This window comes from Actinorectispora metalli, assembly GCF_056323685.1.
In genome coordinates, this window is sequence record NZ_JBREYE010000001.1 from 3,878,920 (window position 1) to 3,900,781 (window position 21,862).

Consider the following 21,862-nt stretch of genomic DNA (forward strand, 5'->3'; position numbering starts at 1 on the left):
GGGGGGGGGGTAACTTCCAGGCTATCTTTTTACGAACCACTGCCCAAAAGGCGACACGTGCGCGCCTTCAGGCCGAGCTGGCCCATGAGGGTACTCCTTTGGCCCATCCCCTTTACATAATTATATCATCTTTCGTGATCTTGAGCGGGCGCCAGTTGGCGAGCAGGCTAACGCCCACTGCGACGAATGGCCGCAGAAAAGCGACGCAAACGGCTGAGTCAAATGTGAATGTGCTGAAGAACCTCTCCGAGTGTCAACCTTCTTGATAAACCGCTAGACTGCCGTGTTCCTGTCCAGGGATATGCAGCTCAGGGGTAAGCGTGAAGAAACCAGCAAGGCCGCGGCGGCTAGGGAAGAAGCATTGGGTCGCCCTCGCTGTACCAGTGATCGGGGGCCTGTTCGTGCTCGGCGCGGCATTCATCAAACCGAGCCTGAGTGCTCAGAGCGGGTCGCAGTCATCGGGCCCACCGACCTCCATGCCGTCCACACTTACGAACTCCTCCAGCTCGCCAAGCGCGACGGCGGTAATGCCTCCGCCGACTCAACCGCCTCCGGCACCAACGAAGGAGAACGCTACGTCCACCACGCCTCCTGGGCCTGCGCTGCTGGCTGCGGAAGTACCTACCGCCTACACGCTCTTCACCAAGACCAAAGAATTTCGGCTTGCTGGCAGGGTGGTCTGGGAACCCGACGGAAATGTCAGGATGGGCGGGGATATCTATGAGGGCAGCAACAAGCGGTGCGCACCGGGCTTGAAGGTAGTTGTAGAGGTCAAGAATTCCGCAGGCCGCCCGAGCGGCGGATGGACCCACAACTGCGACACGACCGACCGGTCAGGTTTCTCCCCGCGCTTTTCCGCTGAGACCATGCGGGTGGAGATCAAGTTCTACCAAGACGGCCAACTCGCAGGAGCGGCCTTCTGCACGCGGGCTGGCTGCTGAGTTTCAGCGTGACCGAGTCGAAACCATCTTGCCGAGGGTGGTGACTGCACCCAAAACCCGATCATGAATCCCGGAGACCGACTTAACGGCCTCCGGGTCGTTCCTTTCCTGACCATGCTCGAACTGGTGAAGTTCCAGTGCAGCGCGTCTCCAATGCATAACGATGACTGTCTCGGCATCCTGCATGTGGTACGGCTGACCTCTTAGGCCGTATCGCAGATGGAAGGTGCCAGACGATGGACGACTCACCTATCGAGCAACTTATGGCCAGGGGCGTGCCGAGATCTATAGCCCAGCGTGCAGCAGTATTTGTGACCGGCAAAATGCGATACCACGATGCGGATATCACCTGGGCGGACAATGCTGATTCCACGGGGACGTTTGTCATCTTGACTGAATCGACGGTTATCCGCGGAGGGTGGTTCAAAGACGCATTTGGGCGCGTCACTGCACAGGGGACGCAGTGTTGGTCACGTCGAACCCTGCAACAGATAGTATTGGTCGAAGTGCGCGATGATGGACTTATCGAGTCTCAGTGGGAAGATCTTGACCAGCGTGGCTGGGCACGTGGTGCGCAACTATCGTTGCAATATGCTGGCGAGTCGATTCAACTCCCCTTGACTCGGCAACGCATGCCATCGGGTGGAGCTGAACCGTTCCGCGAGCTGATTGATTCGTTGATTAATGACATGCAGTGTCAGGCGAAATCTAGTGACGATTAAGGGTACGAGCTGTGTGCTTTGCCTAAGATGCGACGGCTGATGGATTGCCAAGCTGGATAATAAACACCTTGCCCTCGGAATCGGCCAGCCCAATATCCGCGGCCGCGGCAATTTCGTACGCGTAATTTCCGGCATGCTCGCTAGGGTCGATGCCGTGCTTCTTGAAGAACTGTTCCGCCCGAATGGCTGTCGGGTACTCCTTCGTAACGCCGAGGGGGTACGCCTTCCTGTTGCTGCTGTCGGTGAACGAGATAGCCATCCGCTTCGTCTCGTTGTCCCAGAAGATGCGCGCCCGATCACCTTGGTTAATGTCGTACTCGGTCACGAAGTGCCGACGCAGACCGATGCGTCCTTGTGTGCTGAGTCGAAAGCAGCCGTCAGCGCCTTCTTTTTCTTCATATGGTGCTTCTATAAATGATGCTTTCATAGTATCCAGAATAAAATGGCGGGTGCATAATGTAAATACCTTTTCCGGCAGGCTCGTGTCGGTTCAGGCGCAGGAAGGCGGCGGCAGGGCTTCAAACCGGCTGTGTGCGTCGCCGTGTCCATCGCCCCACAGCCATAAGCGCCTTTGACCAGCATCTGGACTGGCCGCGCGCAGCGGCATAACGCCTCGTTTGGCACTTCGCCGTCCTCGGCCCCGGGCGGGGTGAAGGTGGTCGTCGTCGCCGAGCTGGTGGACGCGGCGGCTTTGCCTCTGGGGCCGCCTGCGCCGGAAATCCGGACCCGCAAGCTCGAAGCCGCGGGACGGCCCCAATTCCACCCCGTTGGAGTTTTCCACAGGCACCCCTCATTTCGCCCGCTAACAGAGGCGAAAACCCTTCTCAACAGAGGTCGAAAGAGATATAATAGAAGTACAACCAAATAAAAGAAGCCCCGATTGCGGCAGGGCTCCCATGAAACTTTGGCTACGTAAGTAGTCAAAGCCCACTGCTATTATTAGCACCCCCTGCCGCATTGGGCAAGGGGGATAGTCATATGCCAGTACCGTAACCACTTTTCTCTGACCGTGAGGCCGTGCCTCACGCGTCATGCTTGAACAAATATCCAACAAATCAGTAAGCGCCCTGACAGAACCGGCGACGGTACTCGTCGTGGTCCGCGCGTAGTTCGTGGGATGGGCGGAAGGAATATGTGTATGGGAACAACATGTGAGGAGCGGATAGCAACAGAACTACAAACCACCGAGGCGTGGCTCACTGATACCTACCGCAAAATCGAAGCCAGTGAAAGCCGCGGGGACTATAGCGAGGCCGACGGCCTGCGGGAAGAAATACAGCCTTACAGCGCCGACATCAAGTACACCATGAAGCTAGAGTTATCCGGTGGTGGTCCGGCCTCGTGGGTAGAGGTAGACCTAGAACGCGGGGGATTTGGCTATCAGGCAGTGGCAGTGTCCTACCACTTTGCCGATTGGTTCGACCACGCCCAGCGTGTAGTGAAGGAACATGAAGCGCCTGGCGTCTGGCGGCTGGCCGAGTACTACGCCGAACATGCCGACTGGCTGATACAAGCTAATGCCAAGCAGGCAGCGTAAGCAGGAGTGCCATGTATGCCAGACTGGACACTCAACATCGTCATCATAACTGGCGAAGCCGCTGCTATCCAGAAGATGAAGCGACGCCTTACCGGACAAACACCTTTTGACTTCAATCGCCTGGTGCCCACTTCGGCCAAAACATCTGAACGCCTCGCGTGGCGTGAAGACCGCTGGGGGACGAAATGGAACGCCCGCAAGGTCGCACTCTTTACGGATAGTACCTACCTGCTGGGCTACAGCTTTGAGACGCCCTGGGGTGCGCCCTATCCCATCGCCAGTAAGCTCAGCCGCCTGTGCCTGCACCGTGGACTATTCCTGACGTGGACGGCCACGGATGAGGGCGAAATTGCCATATATAACGTGCTGGCCGAGGATGCCGAAGAGTAAACAACTAAACAAGGGAACATCATCATGCAGACCGAAACTGATAAACGACCCATCACCTCCTGCCCGCACTGTGGCAGTGACGAGTTCTACATGTGTGAATCGATTGTCTGGAAAGCGGCGATTTACCCGGACAGGCCCGGAACGCTTAAGACGTGCGGCATGTCAGACAGCAGCACAGATTCCATCACGTGCAGGGGCTGCGAGGCCGAATTCGACCGTGAACAGTTTGAAGAAGTCGACTACAGCTAAGAGGTAATACGGTCATGCGCTACAAAGTCATCGACTCATGGACTAACACTCAGGTCGCAGAGCTGCCCTACAAACCACAACCCACAGTTAAGTGGTCGTACTCACCCCGCGTACAGCTGGTGCAGGACATAAAGCTGGCGGCTGCGATAGTGGTACTGCTTGGGCTTGTACTTCTGTTGTCAGGGTAGTAACTGGGCAGCAGCAAATCACGGCCGGATTGGCTGGCTGGAGCGGTAGGTACGTGGCCTACCGCTCTTAGTATTTTTCCATGGATGGTTCTCCTGTATGAAGTTGTGTCAGTACGGTAGGTTTACGTGCCTGTTGACATGATCAAGCTTGGCGCATAGATGGATGCGTATGGCAAAGCTCAAACCCCTCGAGCTGCACGAGATGATTGGAACGTCCACCGAGTGGACTGATGAACTATGGGATGGAGCGCTCATCTATCTACTAGCTAATACCTGCACGTTTGATGCCATCGTAATGGGACACGTCATCCACGGGCATCTTCTTCCCAACTACCCGCATAAGATTGGCTTCTTGCGCGACTTCCGGCGGTTCCCGCCAACGCTTCTGCTGGGTGCCTTTGACAAGATGCGCCTGGATAAGCATGTGCGGGCTGAAGCCGAGGAATACGAACGAAGAGTGGGATGTTCTCTATGGGCAAGCCGGGGTATCGGTAAGCACCCTACATATTGAGAGGCGTTTTGACGGCTAGGTTGACGGCAACGATGCCGAGTAAGTGGTTTCTGCTTTGGCGCAGTACTGTATCTTTAGTCCCGGAAGCGTGTGGCTGCCGCTCCTTGTTTTTGATTTCTCGAAGGCTGTGTATCCAGGTGTACCATAGAAGACATGATTGTACTCGTAACAACGCTCTCCCCTGTTGGAGGGCATTGTTTTGTGGTTCGAGAAGTCGTTGCAGCGCCAGATAGTCAGACACGGCTTTTTCGAGTAATTTGGCTTCCTCTTTCAACTCCGCAAGGAGGAAACTGCCACGTAATTGCAGGTTCGAGAAAACTTCCCTCAGCAGCACGCGGCGCTTGTCTGCGTCGGCAGCAGCAAACCGCTCGGCGATGGTTTGCGACCTATCCCAAAACGTCAGGCTCTCATCGACATCATCTTTGGGCGCGTCCTTCTCGCATACGAGTTGCCGCTCCAGTTCCCGTACCTCGCTTTCTAGCGCCTCCTGCTTTCGGTCGTACGTATCGACCGAGATACGTTCGTCTAAGCGGTCATCGTAAAGCCGCTCTTGTCTTCGCCGTAGCAGCTCGATTTGCTTCTGGATGGCACCAATACGTGCTTGCTGCTCCAGTTCGCGCTGTTCCTCGTCCTTGGCGCTTCGCACCAGTTGATTCCGAATCCAGGTAGCCCATGTTGGTGAGGGAATCAGTAAGCCCGTCAATCGGTCTTGCAGCTGCGCAAGAATACGGTCTTCGCGTGCCGTCTGGGTAACAGGACAGGCTTTTTTCTTGCAGTCACCATAGATGTGTCCCTTGCCCTTATACCAAGAGATGGTGCTCTGGCAGTTCGCACAACGAAACAAGCCCTTGAAGGTCCAGTTATACGTGCTCCACATGACCGTATTTGGCTTCAGGAGTATCCGACCGACACGTTCATGAAGCTCTCGGCTAATGGACACAGGATAGTTTCCGCGGTAGGTCTTACCGCCCCAATGCATCTCGCCGATATAGAAGGGGCTAAGAAGAATATCGTAGGCATGGGTGCGTACCAGCTTGCGGCCTTCCTGCGTACGCAAGCCTTCACGCGTCACCTGGTCTAGCGCCCTAGGAACAGAATAGTTGCCGGTATTCACGAGCTCGAACATGCGCTTGATGTGCGGCATCCGGTCCTCGTCAATCACCTGGATGGTCTTCTTGTCTGGTCCCTTGACGTTCTTGTAGCCAAGCATCGGCCTGCCCGGATACCAACCTTGTTTGAGCTTCTCAATCATGCCCTTCATGACTTCGCGCCGGATAGTTTCAGCCTGCCCCTTGGCAGTCGTCACCTGGAAGCCAAACATCATCCACTCGTTAGGCGCGGAGTGTTTATGAATACGGAAGCTTTCTTTCACGAAGTAGACAGAGCGTCGGTCGTCCTCCTTGACCCAACGCTCAATCTTGGCTGCATCGCCGAAATTGCGTGTCAGGCGGTCAACCTTCTCAAAGACCAGATGGCGGATACGCTCGACCTCGACCTTTTCCAAGGCGGCATAAAATTTTTGGCGTTTCTCTTCGTTCGAGGCGGTTTCGGCTATAGGGATGACTTCGTGGACAGTGAGACCTGCTCGCAGGATGGAATCTCTTAGGAAACGTTCCTGAGCGTCGAGCGAGTAGCCTTTCGCCTGCTCTTTACTGGAGACGCGCATAATGAGCACTGCTCGCGTGTCTTCTTCGGCGCTACTTGCCGCCGGTTTAATTGCACTTGGCCTGCGTGGCATACATCGGTACCTCCATATTTGGTTATGCTTCTATTATAAATCTTCGAGCAGGCGGGTAAGGCGTAGTAGAAATGCGCCTAGCCGTTGCGCTTGTTCTAAGCTCACTGCCTGCCCTGTTTCTCGTTGAAGTATCTGGCGCAGTTGCTCGTAGTCGGGTTCTCTCGGGAGGTTCGTCAGTGTTGTAGTTTTCCCATCGCTGGTGTGGGTGAGGTCTCCGATGGTGCTCATGCCAGGTCCTCGCGGCTGAGGGTGTCAATAAGTTTGTCGATGGCACTGGTGGGAATCAGGCGGCGCCTGCCGATGCGGATAGATACAAGCTGGCGCGAGTTAATCAGGCCGTACAAGGTCCGTTTACTGATGCGTAGTGTCGTATACGCCTCAGTGATAGTCAGAACGGCAGGCTTCCCATCTCCCTTCATGTGCAAGTTGTCGGTCACGGTGGTTGCAGTTGTCGGTTTCATCTCGATTGCTCCTGTGATTTACACAATTATTTTGCCTGGGTTCTAGGAGTAAATCGTCACGGTGGCCCCCGCGCCAACACCTCCGCCGCTTCATCCAACAACCCGACCGCAAACAGCGGCCGTGCTTCTACTGCCAGCCGTCCCAGTACCTGCAAAATCCGCTCCCGCCGCTCCTGATTCGGCACTAACCACACCACCCGCGGGAACACGCCAAAGCGTTGCTGTTCAACCCCAGCCTGCCAGTAAGCAATAAAGCGCAGTGACTTACGCTCAATCGTGGTGAGTCCCTCCGTGGCTAAGTCCACCTCGACAAACCACCGATGTTCAAACTCGCCAACGCCCAGCCGCACGGACGCATCCGGCTTCAAAATGACCGACTCACCACCGAGGCCGGAGAAGTACCGCCAGCACGCCGGTTCGCCCTCGAAACGCAGAAGGTCAAACCTTCCAGCTTCGGCCGCCTCGTGCAGCCGGACATACACCTCGGCCACTGCCAGCTTGTGGTCCTGGAAATGCGGCGTCGTCTCCCACGCGCGACGCCGCCGTTTACCGCAGGGGCCAGAGATATCCAGTACCGCTTGGCCAAGGGCCGAGAGGCCGTAGACGAAACCCGAGGAACCAGCACGTACGCCACCGACAACACGGGATAGGCGAACTACCAAGGAGAGTCCGTGCAACCGCTTCATCAGCATCTGGGTGCGTCGGGTACGTGCCCCAGCCGACCCGTCAACGAAATGCAGCCGTTGCACCTGGCGCAGGGTCACTATGCGTACCTCGTGCAGCGTCTCCAAAACCGCCAGTTCGCGCGGCGAAAGTTCCCGGCGCAGACGACCGGCCCGCCCGCGTGGTAAGTGGGAGGTCATAGACCATCTCCTGTACGGGAGATATCCACTGGCCTCAAGCAGCTTCTAGCAGGGGCCGAAGTGTCCAGTTGGCCTACACGACGCGAAGGGCGAGGCGAAACCAGCGACCAGACCATCAGGCAGTCCTCCGAGGCACGATGCCGATAGGACTGCCGGTTTCACCGCCTGCCTGCCAGCGTCGAAGGAGTGCCCTGTCAAGGTCGTGACCGTCGCGGCCGTACCGCTTGCGGCTCAGGTGGCGCAACATGTTTGGGTCGCTTACCGGCAGGTCGAGCGGTTGCGTGTGAACAAGCAGCGGCCGACTGACTTCATGCTCATGCACCAGCCGCATGTAGGCGTCGAAGCGGTGCAACCTGGCAAAGTCCTCGGCTTCCAGGTGGCCGAAGGCTCTCGCTAGCAGTGGCACATCATCGCTGCTGGGCGCGAAGGCGATACGGGAACGCGCGTTCGCCAGCAGGGCTGAGAGCAGCTTGGGGGACAGTTGGCCCAGATGCTGATGCGCCACCGTTAAGCCGACCCCAAGCGCACGGGCTTGGGCGAACATGTCGCCAAGGTCAACCGGCAGCTTCAGGTAGTTCTGGAACTCGTCAATCACCACCATCACCGGCTGCCGCTCCTTGGCCGGTTGCAGTGCTCGACGCTGGATGGCTTGCCAGAGCTGAGTCAGAAGAAGCGCACCCATCAAGGAGGCGGACTCTTGGCCGAGTACGCCAGCGTTGAGATTCACCAGCACGATGCGCCGCTTGCTCAGCAGCTCGTCCAACGAAAAGTTTGGTGCCCCTTGGCCCAGCAGGTGGCGTATGGCACTGCGGCTGAGGAATGCCCGCGTCTTGTTCAGTACCGGCGCGACCACCTGTGCACGCTGCTCCGTGGAAAGTCCCTCGAACCACCCGAAGAAGGGCGCCAACACAAGCGGGTCGTTCACCTTAGCGAGCACCTGGCGGCGAAACGCCTGGTTGGTCAGAAGTACCGGCAGGTCCGCCAAGGTGCCGTCATCAAGACGGGAGAGGGCAATAAGGGAATGCAGCAGCACATCGGTGCTCCGAGGCCCAACGCTGGAACCATGCAGCTGGTGGAACAGCGAGAGCAGGTCATCAGCCCGACGTTCGGCTTCGGCCTGGGGGCCAGCTAACGGGTTGATGCCCACCGTCACGCTGCTTTTACCCGGCTCAATCACCACCACGTCGTCGTGGCGATGCGCCGGGATGCCAGCCAGTACGTCACTTACGAGGTCGCCGCGAGGTTCAACCAGCAGCACACCATGACTGGCCGCGATGTCGTCACGCAGCATCCGGGCTAAGAGCGTGGATTTTCCGGCTCCAGTAGCGCCCACGACGTGTAGGTGATGCAGTGTCGAGGAAACCGGCAGGATTACCTCCCGCCCGCGGCTGGCTGGATGAAGACTCTGACCAAGCACGCGGCCGGGAACAGATTGACCGCCTGCACCAGCGGGCAGCAGAAGGCTCGGTGGCACCGGCGCTTGCTGGCCGTAGGCCGTGCGCAGGGAAGCCACGCCATCAAGCGGCCACGCGAGCAAGGCCGCCAGTTCGGCCGCGTTCGCGATGCCGCCCCAGCGGGTGGCACGTGCTGGATTAACCACCTGCTTCGCCTTGGCGGCGGTTGGCGGTTTCGCTCGTAGTTCGCTGTGACTGGCACTGGCAAGACACAGTGCCTCGGCCAGCATGCTGATGATGGCCTTGGTAACTGCCGCGTCCCTGGCATGAGCACCAACCCGGCCGGAGACAGCAAACAAGGGTTCGACTGTCTTCTGCCGCCACCCATGCTTGTCTTCCGAGGTGGGCTTATCTGGCGGCACCAACCCAAGCGATGCGCCGATGTTGAACGGTGACGGCAACACCTTCCGCGGCTGCGCTGGACCAACGACCCACTGCACCACCGCAGACTCTCCTTTATCCAGTGCGCTGAGCACTTCCAGCACGCCCGTACTGATGGAGGCCGCCATGTCAGTGCGCAGGGGTTGAGATACGCCCGTGAGGTAGAGGGAACTGGCCAGCAGCACAGAAGGCCGCTGCAACTGCGGCCGGGGCACAATGATGAGTTCTGGAAGTTGGGCGCGTAGTTGCTCGGCAAGGTGGTCGAGCCGGTCATCGACGCCTAGGACGTAACGGATGGTTTTCCCGTCACCCCAGCCTTCAAAGATCACAAGAGGGGTGTGCCTTCGCCATCCCAGGCGCGGCCGATGAGCCAGGAGGCGAAGTACATTGGTGACGGTTGCCAGCGCCACGTGCTGCGGAACAAATAACTCACACCAAACGAGGTTAGGCACAGATACCTTCCCGCGTCGCTACTGTGTTTCGACCGTTCACCCATCACCTCCTTCTTGCCTGAAACCAGGGCAAAATAAATAGAGTGTCCGCTCGATAAGAAGCGTCACCCTCGTTGTTGTAGTTGGCCCCCGCCTGGTGCTGCTGACGCACACACCAGGACGGGGGCAAGTGGAGAATGGGCCGCTTAGGTCACTTAAGAACTTGCGTTCCTGGACGGCGACCCTTGACGCCATGGGCTTCTTGCAGAATCTCGGTCATGCTGCCTGCCGTTGCCAAAGCATCGAAGTCGGCCGCCCGCGCGATAATCTGTTGTTCGACTCCGCCGGGTCGCTTGACCTCGATAATCACGACGTCTTCGTCAGCCTTGAGGCTGTCAATGACTTTGAGCAGCACATCAAGGCGCCTCGGCATCACCTCATTCAGGCCGGGATACTGGCGCACGATGACGTTAGCGAAATCGCTGTCTTTACCCGCTTTGCCGGTCAGGTCGCAGGCAATCTGCGAAATACGGGCCATGCTTGGTTCCTCTCCACGTTGTCTATCTTCGTTGAGTTCCCATCACCTCAACTGGTTTTATTTAGCCACAGTGAGAGGGGCCTGCATATGGTAGAAAAATCCGGCCGCCAGGGGTGGCGGCCGGATGTAGGGGGTTACCTAGGTGTATTGATGGCGGGCGGTGTGGGTGTTATAGTGGAAATATAACTAAATAAGGAACAGTGGTGTGGGTGAACAAGGACAAGTTGTAGATATCGCCAAGCACGTCGCGCAGTCGCGAGCCAGGCAAGGACTACCGCCAAAGGTGACGGACAAGGCGACCATCGCAAAGTTGGCCAACCTGGTTATACTTTCCAAACGATCTCGATCGAATCAGCGGGCGCTCCCCGACCCGGCTTGATAATCACCTTCTCGACCACAAGGTCGATGACTTTCCGTTGCCAACTCAGGCTTCCCTGCTCGAAGGAGTCTCGCAGGGTTTCCCCGACAGGAATGGAGAGTGCGACTTTCTTGGACTGGAGTGTACTAAGTTCAGCCTCCGTTTCATTGAGCTTTTGCTCGGCAACCTGCTTTGCAATGAGCAGTTCATCGCGGCGAAGAAGCCCGGCCCCGTAATCTGCAACCAGTTGTTGGATGTGAAGCTTCTGCTTGGAGTAGAGGGCTACTAGCTCTTTGATGCGGTCGCGATTTTCTTCCGGTGCGAGCAGTGCAGCCACTTCCGGGCTTTCGAGTGCAGTAAGTACGCACTCCTTAACCCATTCATCTACGATAGAAGCCTTGCGAAAGGTCTTCGGGCCGGGAAGCCGCTGACCGTGACTATCCTGGGCGGGGCATCCATATCGCCGATCGTATTTTCCGGGGCCGCGCTTCACCCCTTTGCCATGCATTGGTCCGTGACCTTCGTGAGTGCAATGGGCTTTTCCTGCGAGTAGATAGGAACTTTTTGTGCAACTCTTGCGTGGGTCGGCATTGACCCTAAAGGCGGCAATCATCAGCTCGTAGTCTTCTTTGGAGATGATAGCGGGCCAGATTGCCCGGTATTCTTTACCTTTGTGAACTCGCGTGCCCGGTCCGGGAAACTCTTCAAACGCAACGTCACGCTTGCGAGTCAACAATCTCTTAAGATTGCCGACACGCCACTTCCCGCCATGCGTGGCGGGGATATTGCGAGAGTTGAAGTCGCGCACCAAATCCATCTCCCGCTCACCGGCAATGATACGCTGGGTAGCTTCGAGCCTCACTTTGGCTTCGGATTCAACGATAATCACGCCAACTCGGCCAGGATTAAGCAGGCGACCGTTGATCTTTTCACCGCCAGGTGTGGTCAGTTCCTCGTAGATAGCGCCTTCGTATCCGTACGGACGGGTGCCTCCGTGATAAGCGCCTGCCTCGGCCAGTTTGTTTTTGCGCCGACCTTGCCGTACCGATGTTTGGTCGGATTCAAACTCGGCATCACTCACTGCTTCGCGAAAGGCCTTCCGGCCGCGTGGTGTATGAAGATCATAAACCATTCCGTCTGTTGTTCTAACGTAACGCAGAGAGGTCGTCTTTGAAAGTCGAATGAGCTCTAGGGCTTCTTCGCTTTGGCGGCAAAGACGTGGTACCTCTGTCACTATAATCTCGCGCACGAGATTGCGCATGATATGTGCGATGAGTTCGATGTAATCATCGCGGACCTTGACGCCAAAGGCTGAGGCGCTGATGTTGTTATCGCAGAAGTGTCGGGCAACCGGCTCGCCAGTATCTTCGGCGCATTCGTCAATCTCGTCCCGCTGGATTGTAACGCTTTTACGTCGCAAAGCGCGGTCAGTGCTCAGACGTTCATAACCCACACGCTCACCAAGGACGTCGGCCCTCGTCGTGGCAGTTGGTAGGTGTTCCTTTATATATGGTGCTGTTGCGGTACCCATTGTATGCTATTCATCCCTTATGTCCAAATTATACTATTTGGTGGATGAAGTTTCAATCATCGGCTGAAGCCGCGGAATGGGGTCCGAAACGCCTCCAGTCGTTGCGCATCCCGTTGGAGGAAGGAGAGATCAGACTCGCCAGGAGAGACGGCGTCATCCGCTACCCGGCGCGTTTCCAACTCGTCCTCGCCACGAACATGTGCCCGTGCGCCCCGCCGAGGGACACCGACTGCATCTGCACACCCCACGCACGAAGGCAATACCTGTCCCGTCTGTCCGGCCCCCTCCTCGATCGTGTGGACCTCCGCGTCCGGGTCCGTCCGGTGCGGGCGATGGCGCTGGAAACCGCCGACGCGGAGCAGACCTCCGTGGTTCGCAACCGCGTGATGCTCGCCAGGGAACGCGCCGAGAAGCGCTGGTGCGAACACGGCTGGCGAACCAACGCCGAGGTGCCCGGACCTGCGCTGCGACGAGAGTTCCGCCTACCCCGAACCGCAACGGCGTTGCTGGACCGCTCCCTGGACTCCGGCACCCTCAGCGCTCGCGGCGCGGACCGCTGCCTTCGGGTGGCATGGACGTTGGCCGATCTGGACGGACAGGACGAACCCGCCGAGCAGCACGTCCTCGCCGCCCTGGAATTCCGCGACCGGAAGGTGGCCTGATGATCGCCACCAAAGCCGGAGGACTGCTTCCAGGCCACCGCGAACTGCTGCTCGCCCGCAGCTACCTGCTGCGCGTCGCCGAACCACCCGCACCCGCACTCGACCTCTTCATCGCCGAGCACGGCCCCCAACACGCCGCCGCGATGGTGGCAGCGGGCCACGTGCCCGAACCGGTGCGGGCCGAGACCGCCGCCCGCAGCCATCTGCAACTGGCCGAACAAGACCTCGACCGCGCAGCCGACGTAGGCGCCCGACTGCTGATCCCCGAAGACGAGGAATGGCCTGCCTGGCGTTTCAACGCATTCGCCGTCGCCAACCGAGCGGGCCTGCCCAACACCGTGCCCCCGATCGCCCTATGGCAACGCGGACTCGTCAACCTGGCCGATCACACCGAACGAGCCATCGCCGTGGTGGGCGCTCGAGCCGCCACCGGATACGGCGAGCATGTAGCCGCCGAATTCGCCTACGCACTCGGCCAACGCGGATACACGGTGGTATCGGGCGCAGCCGTGGGCATTGACGGTGCAGCCCACCAAGGCGCTCTGGCCTCAGGCGCCCCCACCGTCGCCGTGCTGGCCTGCGGCCCCGACATCGCCTATCCCCAAACCCACACCAACCTGCTGACCAAGATCGCCACAACCGGAGCGATCCTCAGCGAATACCCACCTGGCACTCCACCTGCCAGGCACCGATTCCTCATCCGCAACAGACTGATCGCCGTCCTCAGCACAGGCACCCTGGTCGTGGAAGCAGGCGCCCGAAGCGGCGCCAGAAACACGGCCACCCACGCCCGCTACCTAGGCCTGCCCGTGATGGCCGTACCGGGCCCCGTCACCTCGGCGATGTCCCTCGGCTGCAACGCCATGCTCCGCTCGGGCGAAGCCATCGCCGTCAGCACCCCCGACGAGGTCCTCGAAACGGCAGGCCGCCTCACCGACACCCCAACCGCAGCGACCCCCACCACCGACCAACGCCCCACCGACCATCTCACCCCACAAGCCCTCAAAGTCCACGAAGCCCTGAACCGCACAACCGGCAAATCCGCCGAACAAATAGCCACCGAATCAGGAGTCCCCCTGCTGCAAACCAGAGCGCTCCTCTGCCAACTCGAACTGGAAACCTTCGCCACCCGCCACGAAGACGGCTGGCGCAGCCCACCCACCAAACCCAACGGCGCTTCCCGCACGGCTTCGCAATTCCCAGCCCAGCGCGCCTCACCCACACCCGCCACCACCGCGCCAACCGAACCCCGCCGATAACAACAGTCCAAGCCCAACACCAGTCGCGACAACCTCAAGAACCCGCGCGCCAAGGTCGCTGTCACAGACAGCCTCAATCCGAGTCGATGACCTCAAGCCACCTCACGCGAAGAACCAAGCCCAAGGCTTGCGGAGGCCCAACGCCGTGCCCTCGCCAACGCCAATATCCACAACCCGCAACCAGCGCATATCCCGGCGGTGGCTGGCCTTCACAAGCAACCTCGTGAGGCCGGCCGCTTACCGAACCACGACTCCAGAGGAACCGCAGCTCCATTCGAGCGCACGGGCAACGAAGGTGGGAGGGGAGGGGCGGGGGGGGGAGCCCCCAAGCCAAACTCTAATGCGGAGTGCACCGTGGACCACGGTGAAGAGCCAGCCCGGCTTGGCGTTGAACGCCGACGATGTTGTGCAGCATCGAGGTGGCCGTGAACACGGTGAGAATCTGCGGTTTGTGCTCATGCATCGACAGGCCGCACAGCCAAGGGCTGGGTGATCGATGAGGTGTGGTGCGCCACGGTCAATAGGTCTGGGGCCGAGGTAACTGTTTGGTGGGCTTCGGCCCGTGGATTCCCCTCAGCCTTGGGGAGTCTTGGGGTGATTGTGCGGACTGTCTTGAGGGCGGCGGCTGGGGTTTCTGTGCCGTTTACTGATCAATAGCTGCCGCTTGGCGGGTGCAGGCGTGGCGCTACTTGACCGGACGCACTTTGCAGCGCAACGTCATAGGGGTGGGTGAGACTGAGTCGCAGCGTGGCGACCGGCCAGATTTTGTCGGTGAGCGCGCCGGGCTACCGGCCGAGTTCGCCGAGACCCTGGACGCTTTCGAGCGGTATCTCCGCAGCGAGCGTGGGTATTCGCGGCACACCATCCGAGCCTATGTCGGTGATGTGGTTTCGCTGTTCACCCACTGCGTGCGTCACGACGTGCGAGCGGTATCGGGCATCGATTTGAACCTTTTGCGCGGGTGGCTGGCCACGCTGCACGGGTTGGGCAACGGTCGATCCACCGTCGCGCGTCGTTCGGCTGCGGTCCGCACTTTCACGGCGTGGGCGGGCAAGCATGGGTATCTCGAGGTCGACCCGGGGCCCAGGCTCGCCACCGCGAGAGGCGCTCGGACGTTGCCCGCCGTACTGGGGGTGGAGCAGGCACGAGAGGCGATGTCCGCGGCGGCATCCGGCGCCGCCGAGGGAGATCCTGTCGCGCTCCGCGACCTGGCTGTGGTGGAACTGCTGTACGCAACAGGTGCGCGGGTCTCAGAACTCTGCGGCACGGACCTGGCTGATCTTGAGCCGGCACGGCGGGTGGTGAAGGTTCGCGGTAAGGGTGACAAGGAGCGGGTGATCCCCTACGGGACGCCCGCCGAGGCGGCGCTGACGGCCTGGTTGGAGCGGGGGCGGCCTGGGCTGGTCACGGCGAGTTCGCCTCCCGCGCTGTTCCTCGGCGCCCGCGGTGGGCGCCTGGATCCGCGAGTGGCTCGTCGGGCAGTCCACGATGTGGTGCAAGCGGTGCCCGGCGCATCTGACATTGGGCCGCACGGGTTGCGACATTCGATGGCAACTCATCTTGTGGAGCGTGGTGCTGACCTCCGAAGCGTCCAGGAGCTTCTCGGTCACGCTACGCTCGCTACAACCCAGCTATATACCCATGTGACCGTTGAACGGCTGAAGGCGATCCATGACCGAACGCACCCCCGTGCCTGACAATGTCGGGGGAAGCTCTCGTATGAGGGTCAACGGGCCGCGTCCCTCGGTAAGCGATCGTCGGAACCACCCAGGTAGTGACCGTATGCCACATCGTCGTCCGGCTGCTCCAGCCGCGCCTCGGCATGCGCCGGGGGAGTTCGACGATGGCGGATCCGCCGCTCCATCCCAACCGGGCAGAGGAGACGTCGACGAACGCGGCTACCCTGAAAACGCAGTCACCGTCAGTCACAATGGGCAGAGCCAGTCGGGTGGCTATGCGCTGACCCAACCGGTCGAACAGGCAGCGGGAGACCTGGTGGAGTTGGCCGATGCCGACGAAGTCGAGGCGGGCATCGTCGCGCTATGGCAGTCCTATGGTGCCGAGAGTGACCAACGGCTGCGGGACAGGCTGGTGCTGCACTACGCGCCGCTGGTGAAGTACGTGGCGGGACGAGTGGGCACCGGGCTGCCATCGCATGTGGATGTCGCCGACCTGGTGCAGTCCGGCATCTTCGGGCTGGTCGACGCCATCGAAAAGTTCGAACCCGCCCGCGGCCTCAAGTTCGAGACCTACGCCATGCAACGCATCCGCGGCGCGATCCTGGATGACCTGCGTGCCCAGGACTGGGTGCCGCGTTCGATCCGCAGCCGCGCGCGGGACGTGGAGCGAGCGCTGGAGCGGCTGGAGGGCAGACTGCAGCGCACCGCGACCGACAGCGAACTGGCGATCGAGCTGGGGATCGCGCTCACCGAACTGCGTGAGCTCTACGCTCAGCTGCAGCTCACCAGCGTCGTCGCATTGGACGAGCTGATCACCGCGGGGCGCGGGACCGCTTCCCTCGCCGAGACGCTGCCCGACGATCGCATCGAAGATCCCGTCCTCGCACTCGTCGACCGGGACAGCCGCCGCCAACTCGCCGATGCCATCGCCCAGCTCTCCGAACGCGACCGGATCGTCGTCACCCTCTACTACTTCGAAAACCTGACCCTCGCCGAGATCGGGCGGGTCCTGGGCGTCACCGAGTCCCGTGTCTGCCAGCTCCACACCCGCGCCGTCCTGCGCCTCCGCAGCAAACTGGTGGACCAGCCCGAAGAAGACGAGTAGTCGCTGGCCGCTTGACGCTCGGGAATTCGAATTCGCGCTCTTTCTCGGTGGGGCCCTCCCCCCCGCCCCACCCCCCTCCCTCCCCTTTTGTTGGTCTTGCGGTTGGTGTGCTTCATGGACCGGTGGTTTTGACCATCGGTGGTTTGCGGGTGCCGGTGGACGCGGGTGTGCGTTCTGGCGGCGCGACTTTGTGATGACGCTGGATCCGGAGCGCCATGTTTAGTGGTGGTTGACGGCTGCAGGGCTGTGGCGAGTCGTCGTGGGTGACTTTGCGTTCTCGGGTTCTTCTTGGCTCGGTGAACCTTTTCTTTGTTCTCGGGTTTGGTGCTTTGTATGTGCTGGGCGAAATGTTGATGCTGGGCGGCTGGGTGTCGGGAGCTTGAGTTATCCGGAGGTTTGGACCTTGCGCGGGGCGCGGATGGCAAGAGCTGGGTGGCGGGGTTTAGGGGGTCCAGGGGCAGAGGCGGATGTTGGTGGGGAGGACCAGGCGTAGGGGGTCGAGGTACTCGGGGCCCCGGCGGACGCCCCAGTGGAGGCAGGTGGGCTCCGGGCATTCGGGGTGGGCGGGTAGCAGGAGGCCGATGGGGGTGCCTTGGTGGACGGGGTGGCCTGCGGTGAGTAGCGGGGTTACGGGTTCGTAGGTGGTGCGTAGGCCGTTGGGGTGGTCGATTGAGATCACGGGGCGGCCCGCCACCTGGCCTGCGAAGGCGATGGTGCCCGAGGCGGGCGCCAGGACCTGTTGGGTGGGGTGGCCGCCCAGGTCGACGCCTCGGTGGCCTGGGCCGTACGGGTGTGGGGGTGGTTCGAAGTGGCGGAGGACCGCGGGTCGGGGCGACAGGGGCCAGGTGAAGCGGGCTCGTGGTACCTCGTCGGGCGCGGGGGTGGTGGTGAACGTCGAGAAACGGTGGGTCGCCGCGAAGTCGAGTGGGGGTGTCCGGGATGGGGGCGGAGGAACGGTCGCGGGATTGGTGGGGAGCGGGGGCGTGGTCGAGGGGTTGTGGGGTTCGGGCCCCGGGGTGGACACGGAGGGTGGCCTGGGCGTGCGCAGGGTCGGTGGGAACGCGGGTTCGGTGGCGGTTCTTCGGTGGTCGGGCAGGGGCGGGGGAGAGGTGGTTGTCGGGGGGAGGAGCAGGGCCGTGGCCAGGAGGGTTCCGGTGAGGAGCGGGTTGGTGGTCATGGATTCAGGTTGCCGGGCGGTGGGGTGGTGGGGCCAGGGGAGGTGTGGATCTGGGGATAGGCGAGGGGGTTGTGGACAACACGCCGTGAAGGGGTCGTCCGGGTGAGTTGGGGGTCCGGGGGTGGGCGTACACTGTCGAGGCGATCCGCGTGTATGCGGGTCGACTTCGCGTGTCAGCGCGGGTTCCTCGGTTTATCGGGGGGCACGGCGTCCGGCGGTCCCGCCTCAGGGTGGGTTCGGGCGGCGGCGCGGCACCAGGGCGGGGGTCCGACCGGACCGTCGCGTCAACCCAATCCGCGCGCCCCTGCGGCGCGCCCGAGAACACGAGGTGCGAAACCGGCCATGGCCGTCGTCACCATGAAGCAGCTGCTCGACAGCGGCGTGCACTTCGGGCACCAGACCCGTCGGTGGAACCCGAAGATGAAGCGCTACATCTTCACCGAGCGCAACGGCATCTACATCATCGATCTTCAGCAGACGCTGAGCTACATCGACCGCGCCTACGAGTTCATCAAGGAGACCGTGGCGCACGGCGGGACCATCCTCTTCGTCGGCACCAAGAAGCAGGCCCAGGAAGCCATCGCCGAGCAGGCGCTGCGCGTGGGCATGCCCTTCGTCAACCAGCGCTGGCTGGGCGGCATGCTGACCAACTTCTCCACCGTCCACAAGCGTCTTCAGCGCCTCAAGGAGCTGGAGTCGATGGAGCAGACCGGTGGCTTCCAGGGTCGCACCAAGAAGGAAATCCTGATGCTGACCCGGGAGAAGGACAAGCTCGAGAAGACCCTCGGCGGTATCCGCGACATGTCCAAGGTGCCCAGCGCCATCTGGATCGTGGACACCAAGAAGGAGCACATCGCCGTCGGCGAGGCCCGGAAGCTGAACATCCCGGTCGTGGCGATCCTCGACACCAACTGCGACCCCGACGAGGTCGACTACCCCATCCCCGGCAACGACGACGCGATCCGTTCCGCCGCGCTGCTGACCAGGGTCGTCGCCGATGCCGCCGCCGACGGGCTGATGTCCCGCGCGGGCCAGCGCGGCGCGCCCGAGGGCCAGGACAAGCCGGAGGCAGGCGTGGGCAGCGAGGAGCCGCTCGCCGAGTGGGAGCAGGAGCTCCTGGCGGGCGCCACCGCCGGTGCCGGTGCGGGCGAGGGCGACAAGGCCAAGTCCTGACCTTCTGATCGACCACAGGGTGCCCGCCCGCACACCGGGCGGGCATCCACCCCAAACCCAAACCGCCGCGTACCACGAAGGACGGAACGAAGCACCATGGGCAACTACACCGCGGCAGACGTCAAGCGCCTCCGCGAGCTCACCGGCGCAGGCATGATGGCCTGTAAGAAGGCCCTCGAGGAGAACAACGGCGACTTCGACGCCGCCGTCGAGTTCCTGCGCATCAAGGGCGCCAAGGACGTCGGCAAGCGCGCCGAGCGCTCCGCCGCCAACGGCCTCGTCGTCGCCGAGGACGGCGTCCTGGTCGAGCTGAACTGCGAAACCGACTTCGTCGCCAAGAACACCGAGTTCCAGGAACTGGCCTCGAAGATCGTCGCCGTCGCCAAGGCCACCAAGCCCGCCGACATCGAGGCACTCAAGGCCGCCGACCTCGACGGCAAGACCGTCGACGAGGCCGTGCAGGCCCTGTCCGCCAAGATCGGCGAGAAGCTCGAGCTTCGCCGCGTCGCCGTGTTCGACGGCCCCGTCGCCGCCTACCTGCACCGCCGCGCCGCCGACCTGCCGCCCGCCGTCGGTGTGCTCGTCGAGTTCAACGGTGGCAGCGAGGACGCCGCCCGCGGCGCCGCCATGCAGATCGCCGCCATGAAGCCCCGCTACGTCACCCGCGACGAGGTCCCCGCCGACCTGGTCGCCAACGAGCGGCGCATCGCCGAGGAGACCGCCCGCGAGGAAGGCAAGCCCGAGCAGGCGCTGCCCAAGATCGTGGAAGGCCGCGTCAACGGCTTCTTCAAGGACGTCGTGCTGCTGGAGCAGCCCTCCGTGCAGGACTCCAAGAAGACCGTCAAGGCGATCCTCGACGAGGCAGGCGTTACCGTGAGCAGGTTCGCCCGCTTCGAGGTGGGCCAGAGCTGAACCCCGGCCCAGGCTGGTGCGCCCCGCCTTCGGAGTAACCCGGGGCGGGGCGCAGTCACATAGAGCTTGATCAACACCGGCGGCCGCGACCGGGGCAGCCGAGAAGGAGGACGGGTGCCGGAGAACCACCATCCAGTCGCCTATCGGCGGGTGGTACTCAAGCTGGGCGGTGAGATGTTCGGCGGCGGCGGAGTCGGCGTCGACCCCGACGTCGTGCAGACCGTCGCCCGGCAGATCGCCGACGTGGTCCGCAAAGGCACCCAGATGGCCGTCGTCATCGGCGGCGGCAACTTCTTCCGCGGCGCCGAACTCCAACAACGCGGCATGGACCGCTCCCGCGCCGACTACATGGGCATGCTCGGCACCGTCATGAACTGCCTGGCCCTGCAGGACTTCCTCGAACGCGAACACGGCATCGACACCCGCGTGCAGACCGCCATCACCATGGGCCAGGTCGCCGAGCCCTACATCCCCCGCCGCGCCATGCGCCACCTCGAAAAAGGTCGCGTGGTCATCTTCGGCTGCGGTGCGGGCATGCCCTACTTCTCCACCGACACCACCGCCGCCCAACGCGCCCTGGAGATCGGCTGCGAGGTGGTACTCATGGCCAAGGCCGTCGACGGCGTCTACACCGCCGACCCCAAGATCGACCCCACCGCCACCATGTACAACGAGATCACCCACCGCGAAGTCCTGGAGCTGGGGCTCAAGGTCGCCGACGCGACCGCGTTCAGCCTCTGCATGGACAACAACATGCCGATCATGGTTTTCAACCTGCTGGTGGAGGGCAACATCGCCCGCGCGGTCAACGGTGAGAAGATCGGCACATTGGTCAACACCCCGACCGCCTGATCCGCGGGCCGGGACGAGAAGGACAACTGCATCTCCGGCACGTGTGAGCAGCCCGGAAACCTTAGGAGCAGCCGTGATCGACGAAACACTCCTCGATGCCGAGGAGAAGATGGAAAAGGCCGTGTCCGTGGCCAAGGAAGACTTGGCCGCAGTGCGCACGGGCCGGGCGAACCCGGCCATGTTCTCCAGGATCCACGTCGAATACTACGGTGCGATGACCCCGCTGAACCAACTCGCCAGCGTCAGCATCCCGGAAGCCCGGCTCGCCGTCATCAAGCCCTACGACGTCAGCCAGCTGGCCTCCCTCGAACGGGCCATCCGCGATTCCGACCTCGGCGTCAACCCCAGCAACGACGGCGCCATCATCCGCATCTCCATCCCGCAGCTCTCCGAGGAACGCCGCCGGGACATGGTGAAGATGGCCAAGAGCAAGGGCGAGGACGCCAAAGTCTCCATCCGCAACGTCCGGCGCAAGGCCAACGAGGAACTGCACCGCATCCAGAAAGACGGCGAAGCGGGTGAAGACGACGTCGTTCGCGCCGAGAAGGAATTGCAGAACCTCACCGACAAGTACGTCGGCCAGGTCGACCTGCTCGTCAAGCACAAGGAAACCGAACTCCTCGACGTCTAGTGGCGGAAGCTCGTCACCCGTCCCTCCGCGCCAAGGCGGTCGCAGACGGCGACGAAATCCTGGTCACGCCCAGGTACAAGCGGTTCGCCGCCTCGCCTGCGAGCGGGCAACAGGCTTCC

At 61.6% G+C, this 21,862-nt stretch carries 19 protein-coding genes and 1 pseudogene; 12 read left to right on the forward strand and 8 right to left on the reverse strand.

All coding sequences use genetic code 11. From position 1 onward, the window contains the following. Positions 1-1,177 precede the first annotated feature (1,177 nt). Positions 1,178-1,663 carry a hypothetical protein gene (locus ACU6XJ_RS18260; protein WP_476312837.1) on the forward strand — a complete coding sequence of 162 codons (486 nt, stop codon included), beginning with the start codon at positions 1,178-1,180 and terminating at the stop codon, positions 1,661-1,663. A 22-nt stretch (positions 1,664-1,685) separates the two neighbouring features. Here ACU6XJ_RS18260 and ACU6XJ_RS18265 read toward each other — a convergent pair whose 3' ends face one another. Next, a complete protein-coding gene (locus ACU6XJ_RS18265; RefSeq protein WP_476312840.1) occupies positions 1,686-2,090 on the reverse strand; it encodes a hypothetical protein in 405 nt (134 codons plus the stop codon). 711 nt (positions 2,091-2,801) lie between these two features. On the opposite strand from ACU6XJ_RS18265, the gene ACU6XJ_RS18270 reads away from it, so the two are divergent. The 3 genes from ACU6XJ_RS18270 (at position 2,802) to ACU6XJ_RS18280 (ending at position 4,538) form a co-directional block, all read left to right on the forward strand. Beyond that, a complete protein-coding gene (locus ACU6XJ_RS18270; protein WP_476312842.1) occupies positions 2,802-3,200 on the forward strand; it encodes a hypothetical protein in 399 nt (132 codons plus the stop codon). Between the two features lie 15 nt (positions 3,201-3,215). Beyond that, entirely contained in the window at positions 3,216-3,590 is a 375-nt protein-coding gene (locus tag ACU6XJ_RS18275) for a hypothetical protein (RefSeq protein WP_476312845.1), read from the forward strand. A gap of 606 nt (positions 3,591-4,196) precedes the next feature. Continuing rightward, positions 4,197-4,538, forward strand: coding sequence for a hypothetical protein (locus tag ACU6XJ_RS18280; protein WP_476312847.1), 342 nt, complete (start codon positions 4,197-4,199; stop codon positions 4,536-4,538). Here the strand turns inward: ACU6XJ_RS18280 and ACU6XJ_RS18285 are convergent. From ACU6XJ_RS18285 to ACU6XJ_RS18310, 6 genes are all read right to left on the reverse strand, one after another. Further along, entirely contained in the window at positions 4,528-6,276 is a 1,749-nt protein-coding gene (locus ACU6XJ_RS18285; protein ID WP_476312850.1) for a recombinase family protein, read from the reverse strand. The two genes, ACU6XJ_RS18280 and ACU6XJ_RS18285, sit on opposite strands and share 11 nt — an antisense overlap. Positions 6,277-6,500: 224 nt before the next feature. Further along, the gene (locus ACU6XJ_RS18290) at positions 6,501-6,737 is read right to left on the reverse strand and encodes a helix-turn-helix domain-containing protein (protein WP_476312853.1); all 237 of its coding nucleotides are present in this window, start codon (positions 6,735-6,737) and stop codon (positions 6,501-6,503) included. A gap of 56 nt (positions 6,738-6,793) precedes the next feature. Beyond that, a complete protein-coding gene (locus ACU6XJ_RS18295; RefSeq protein ID WP_476312856.1) occupies positions 6,794-7,600 on the reverse strand; it encodes a replication-relaxation family protein in 807 nt (268 codons plus the stop codon). Positions 7,601-7,715: 115 nt separating this feature from the next. Beyond that, positions 7,716-9,764, reverse strand: coding sequence for a type IV secretory system conjugative DNA transfer family protein (locus ACU6XJ_RS18300; RefSeq protein ID WP_476312859.1), 2,049 nt, complete (start codon positions 9,762-9,764; stop codon positions 7,716-7,718). A 313-nt stretch (positions 9,765-10,077) separates the two neighbouring features. Further along, positions 10,078-10,404 carry a hypothetical protein gene (locus tag ACU6XJ_RS18305; protein WP_476312861.1) on the reverse strand — a complete coding sequence of 109 codons (327 nt, stop codon included), beginning with the start codon at positions 10,402-10,404 and terminating at the stop codon, positions 10,078-10,080. Between the two features lie 323 nt (positions 10,405-10,727). Next, complete coding sequence (locus ACU6XJ_RS18310; RefSeq protein ID WP_476312864.1) at positions 10,728-12,215, reverse strand: recombinase family protein; 1,488 nt, start codon at positions 12,213-12,215, stop codon at positions 10,728-10,730. Between the two features lie 143 nt (positions 12,216-12,358). Between ACU6XJ_RS18310 and ACU6XJ_RS18315 the strand changes: the two are divergent. The 4 genes and pseudogenes from ACU6XJ_RS18315 to ACU6XJ_RS18330 all read left to right on the forward strand — a co-directional run. Then, positions 12,359-12,955: pseudogene (locus ACU6XJ_RS18315) on the forward strand (magnesium chelatase subunit ChlI family protein); the annotation flags it as partial. After that, on the forward strand, positions 12,955-14,214 hold the full coding sequence (dprA, locus tag ACU6XJ_RS18320) for a DNA-processing protein DprA (RefSeq protein ID WP_476312866.1): 1,260 nt from the start codon (positions 12,955-12,957) through the stop codon (positions 14,212-14,214). The pseudogene ACU6XJ_RS18315 and the gene dprA, both read left to right, overlap by 1 nt. A gap of 725 nt (positions 14,215-14,939) precedes the next feature. Further along, positions 14,940-15,911, forward strand: coding sequence for a tyrosine recombinase XerC (locus ACU6XJ_RS18325; RefSeq protein ID WP_476312868.1), 972 nt, complete (start codon positions 14,940-14,942; stop codon positions 15,909-15,911). Between the two features lie 298 nt (positions 15,912-16,209). Then, positions 16,210-16,998 carry a FliA/WhiG family RNA polymerase sigma factor gene (locus tag ACU6XJ_RS18330; RefSeq protein ID WP_476312870.1) on the forward strand — a complete coding sequence of 263 codons (789 nt, stop codon included), beginning with the start codon at positions 16,210-16,212 and terminating at the stop codon, positions 16,996-16,998. 442 nt (positions 16,999-17,440) lie between these two features. Here the strand turns inward: ACU6XJ_RS18330 and ACU6XJ_RS18335 are convergent, their stop codons facing one another. Further along, entirely contained in the window at positions 17,441-18,175 is a 735-nt protein-coding gene (locus tag ACU6XJ_RS18335; protein WP_476312873.1) for a peptidoglycan DD-metalloendopeptidase family protein, read from the reverse strand. Between the two features lie 342 nt (positions 18,176-18,517). On the opposite strand from ACU6XJ_RS18335, the gene rpsB reads away from it, so the two are divergent. From rpsB to frr, 4 genes are all read left to right on the forward strand, one after another. After that, on the forward strand, positions 18,518-19,348 hold the full coding sequence (gene rpsB / locus ACU6XJ_RS18340) for a 30S ribosomal protein S2 (RefSeq protein WP_476312875.1): 831 nt from the start codon (positions 18,518-18,520) through the stop codon (positions 19,346-19,348). A 96-nt stretch (positions 19,349-19,444) separates the two neighbouring features. Continuing rightward, positions 19,445-20,260, forward strand: a complete 816-nt coding sequence (gene tsf, locus ACU6XJ_RS18345; protein ID WP_476312878.1) for a translation elongation factor Ts — start codon at positions 19,445-19,447, stop codon at positions 20,258-20,260. Positions 20,261-20,374: 114 nt separating this feature from the next. Beyond that, entirely contained in the window at positions 20,375-21,112 is a 738-nt protein-coding gene (gene pyrH / locus ACU6XJ_RS18350) for a UMP kinase (protein ID WP_476312881.1), read from the forward strand. A gap of 73 nt (positions 21,113-21,185) precedes the next feature. Next, positions 21,186-21,743 (forward strand): ribosome recycling factor, encoded by a 558-nt coding sequence (frr, locus tag ACU6XJ_RS18355; protein WP_476312883.1) that lies wholly within the window; start codon positions 21,186-21,188, stop codon positions 21,741-21,743. Positions 21,744-21,862 lie beyond the last annotated feature (119 nt).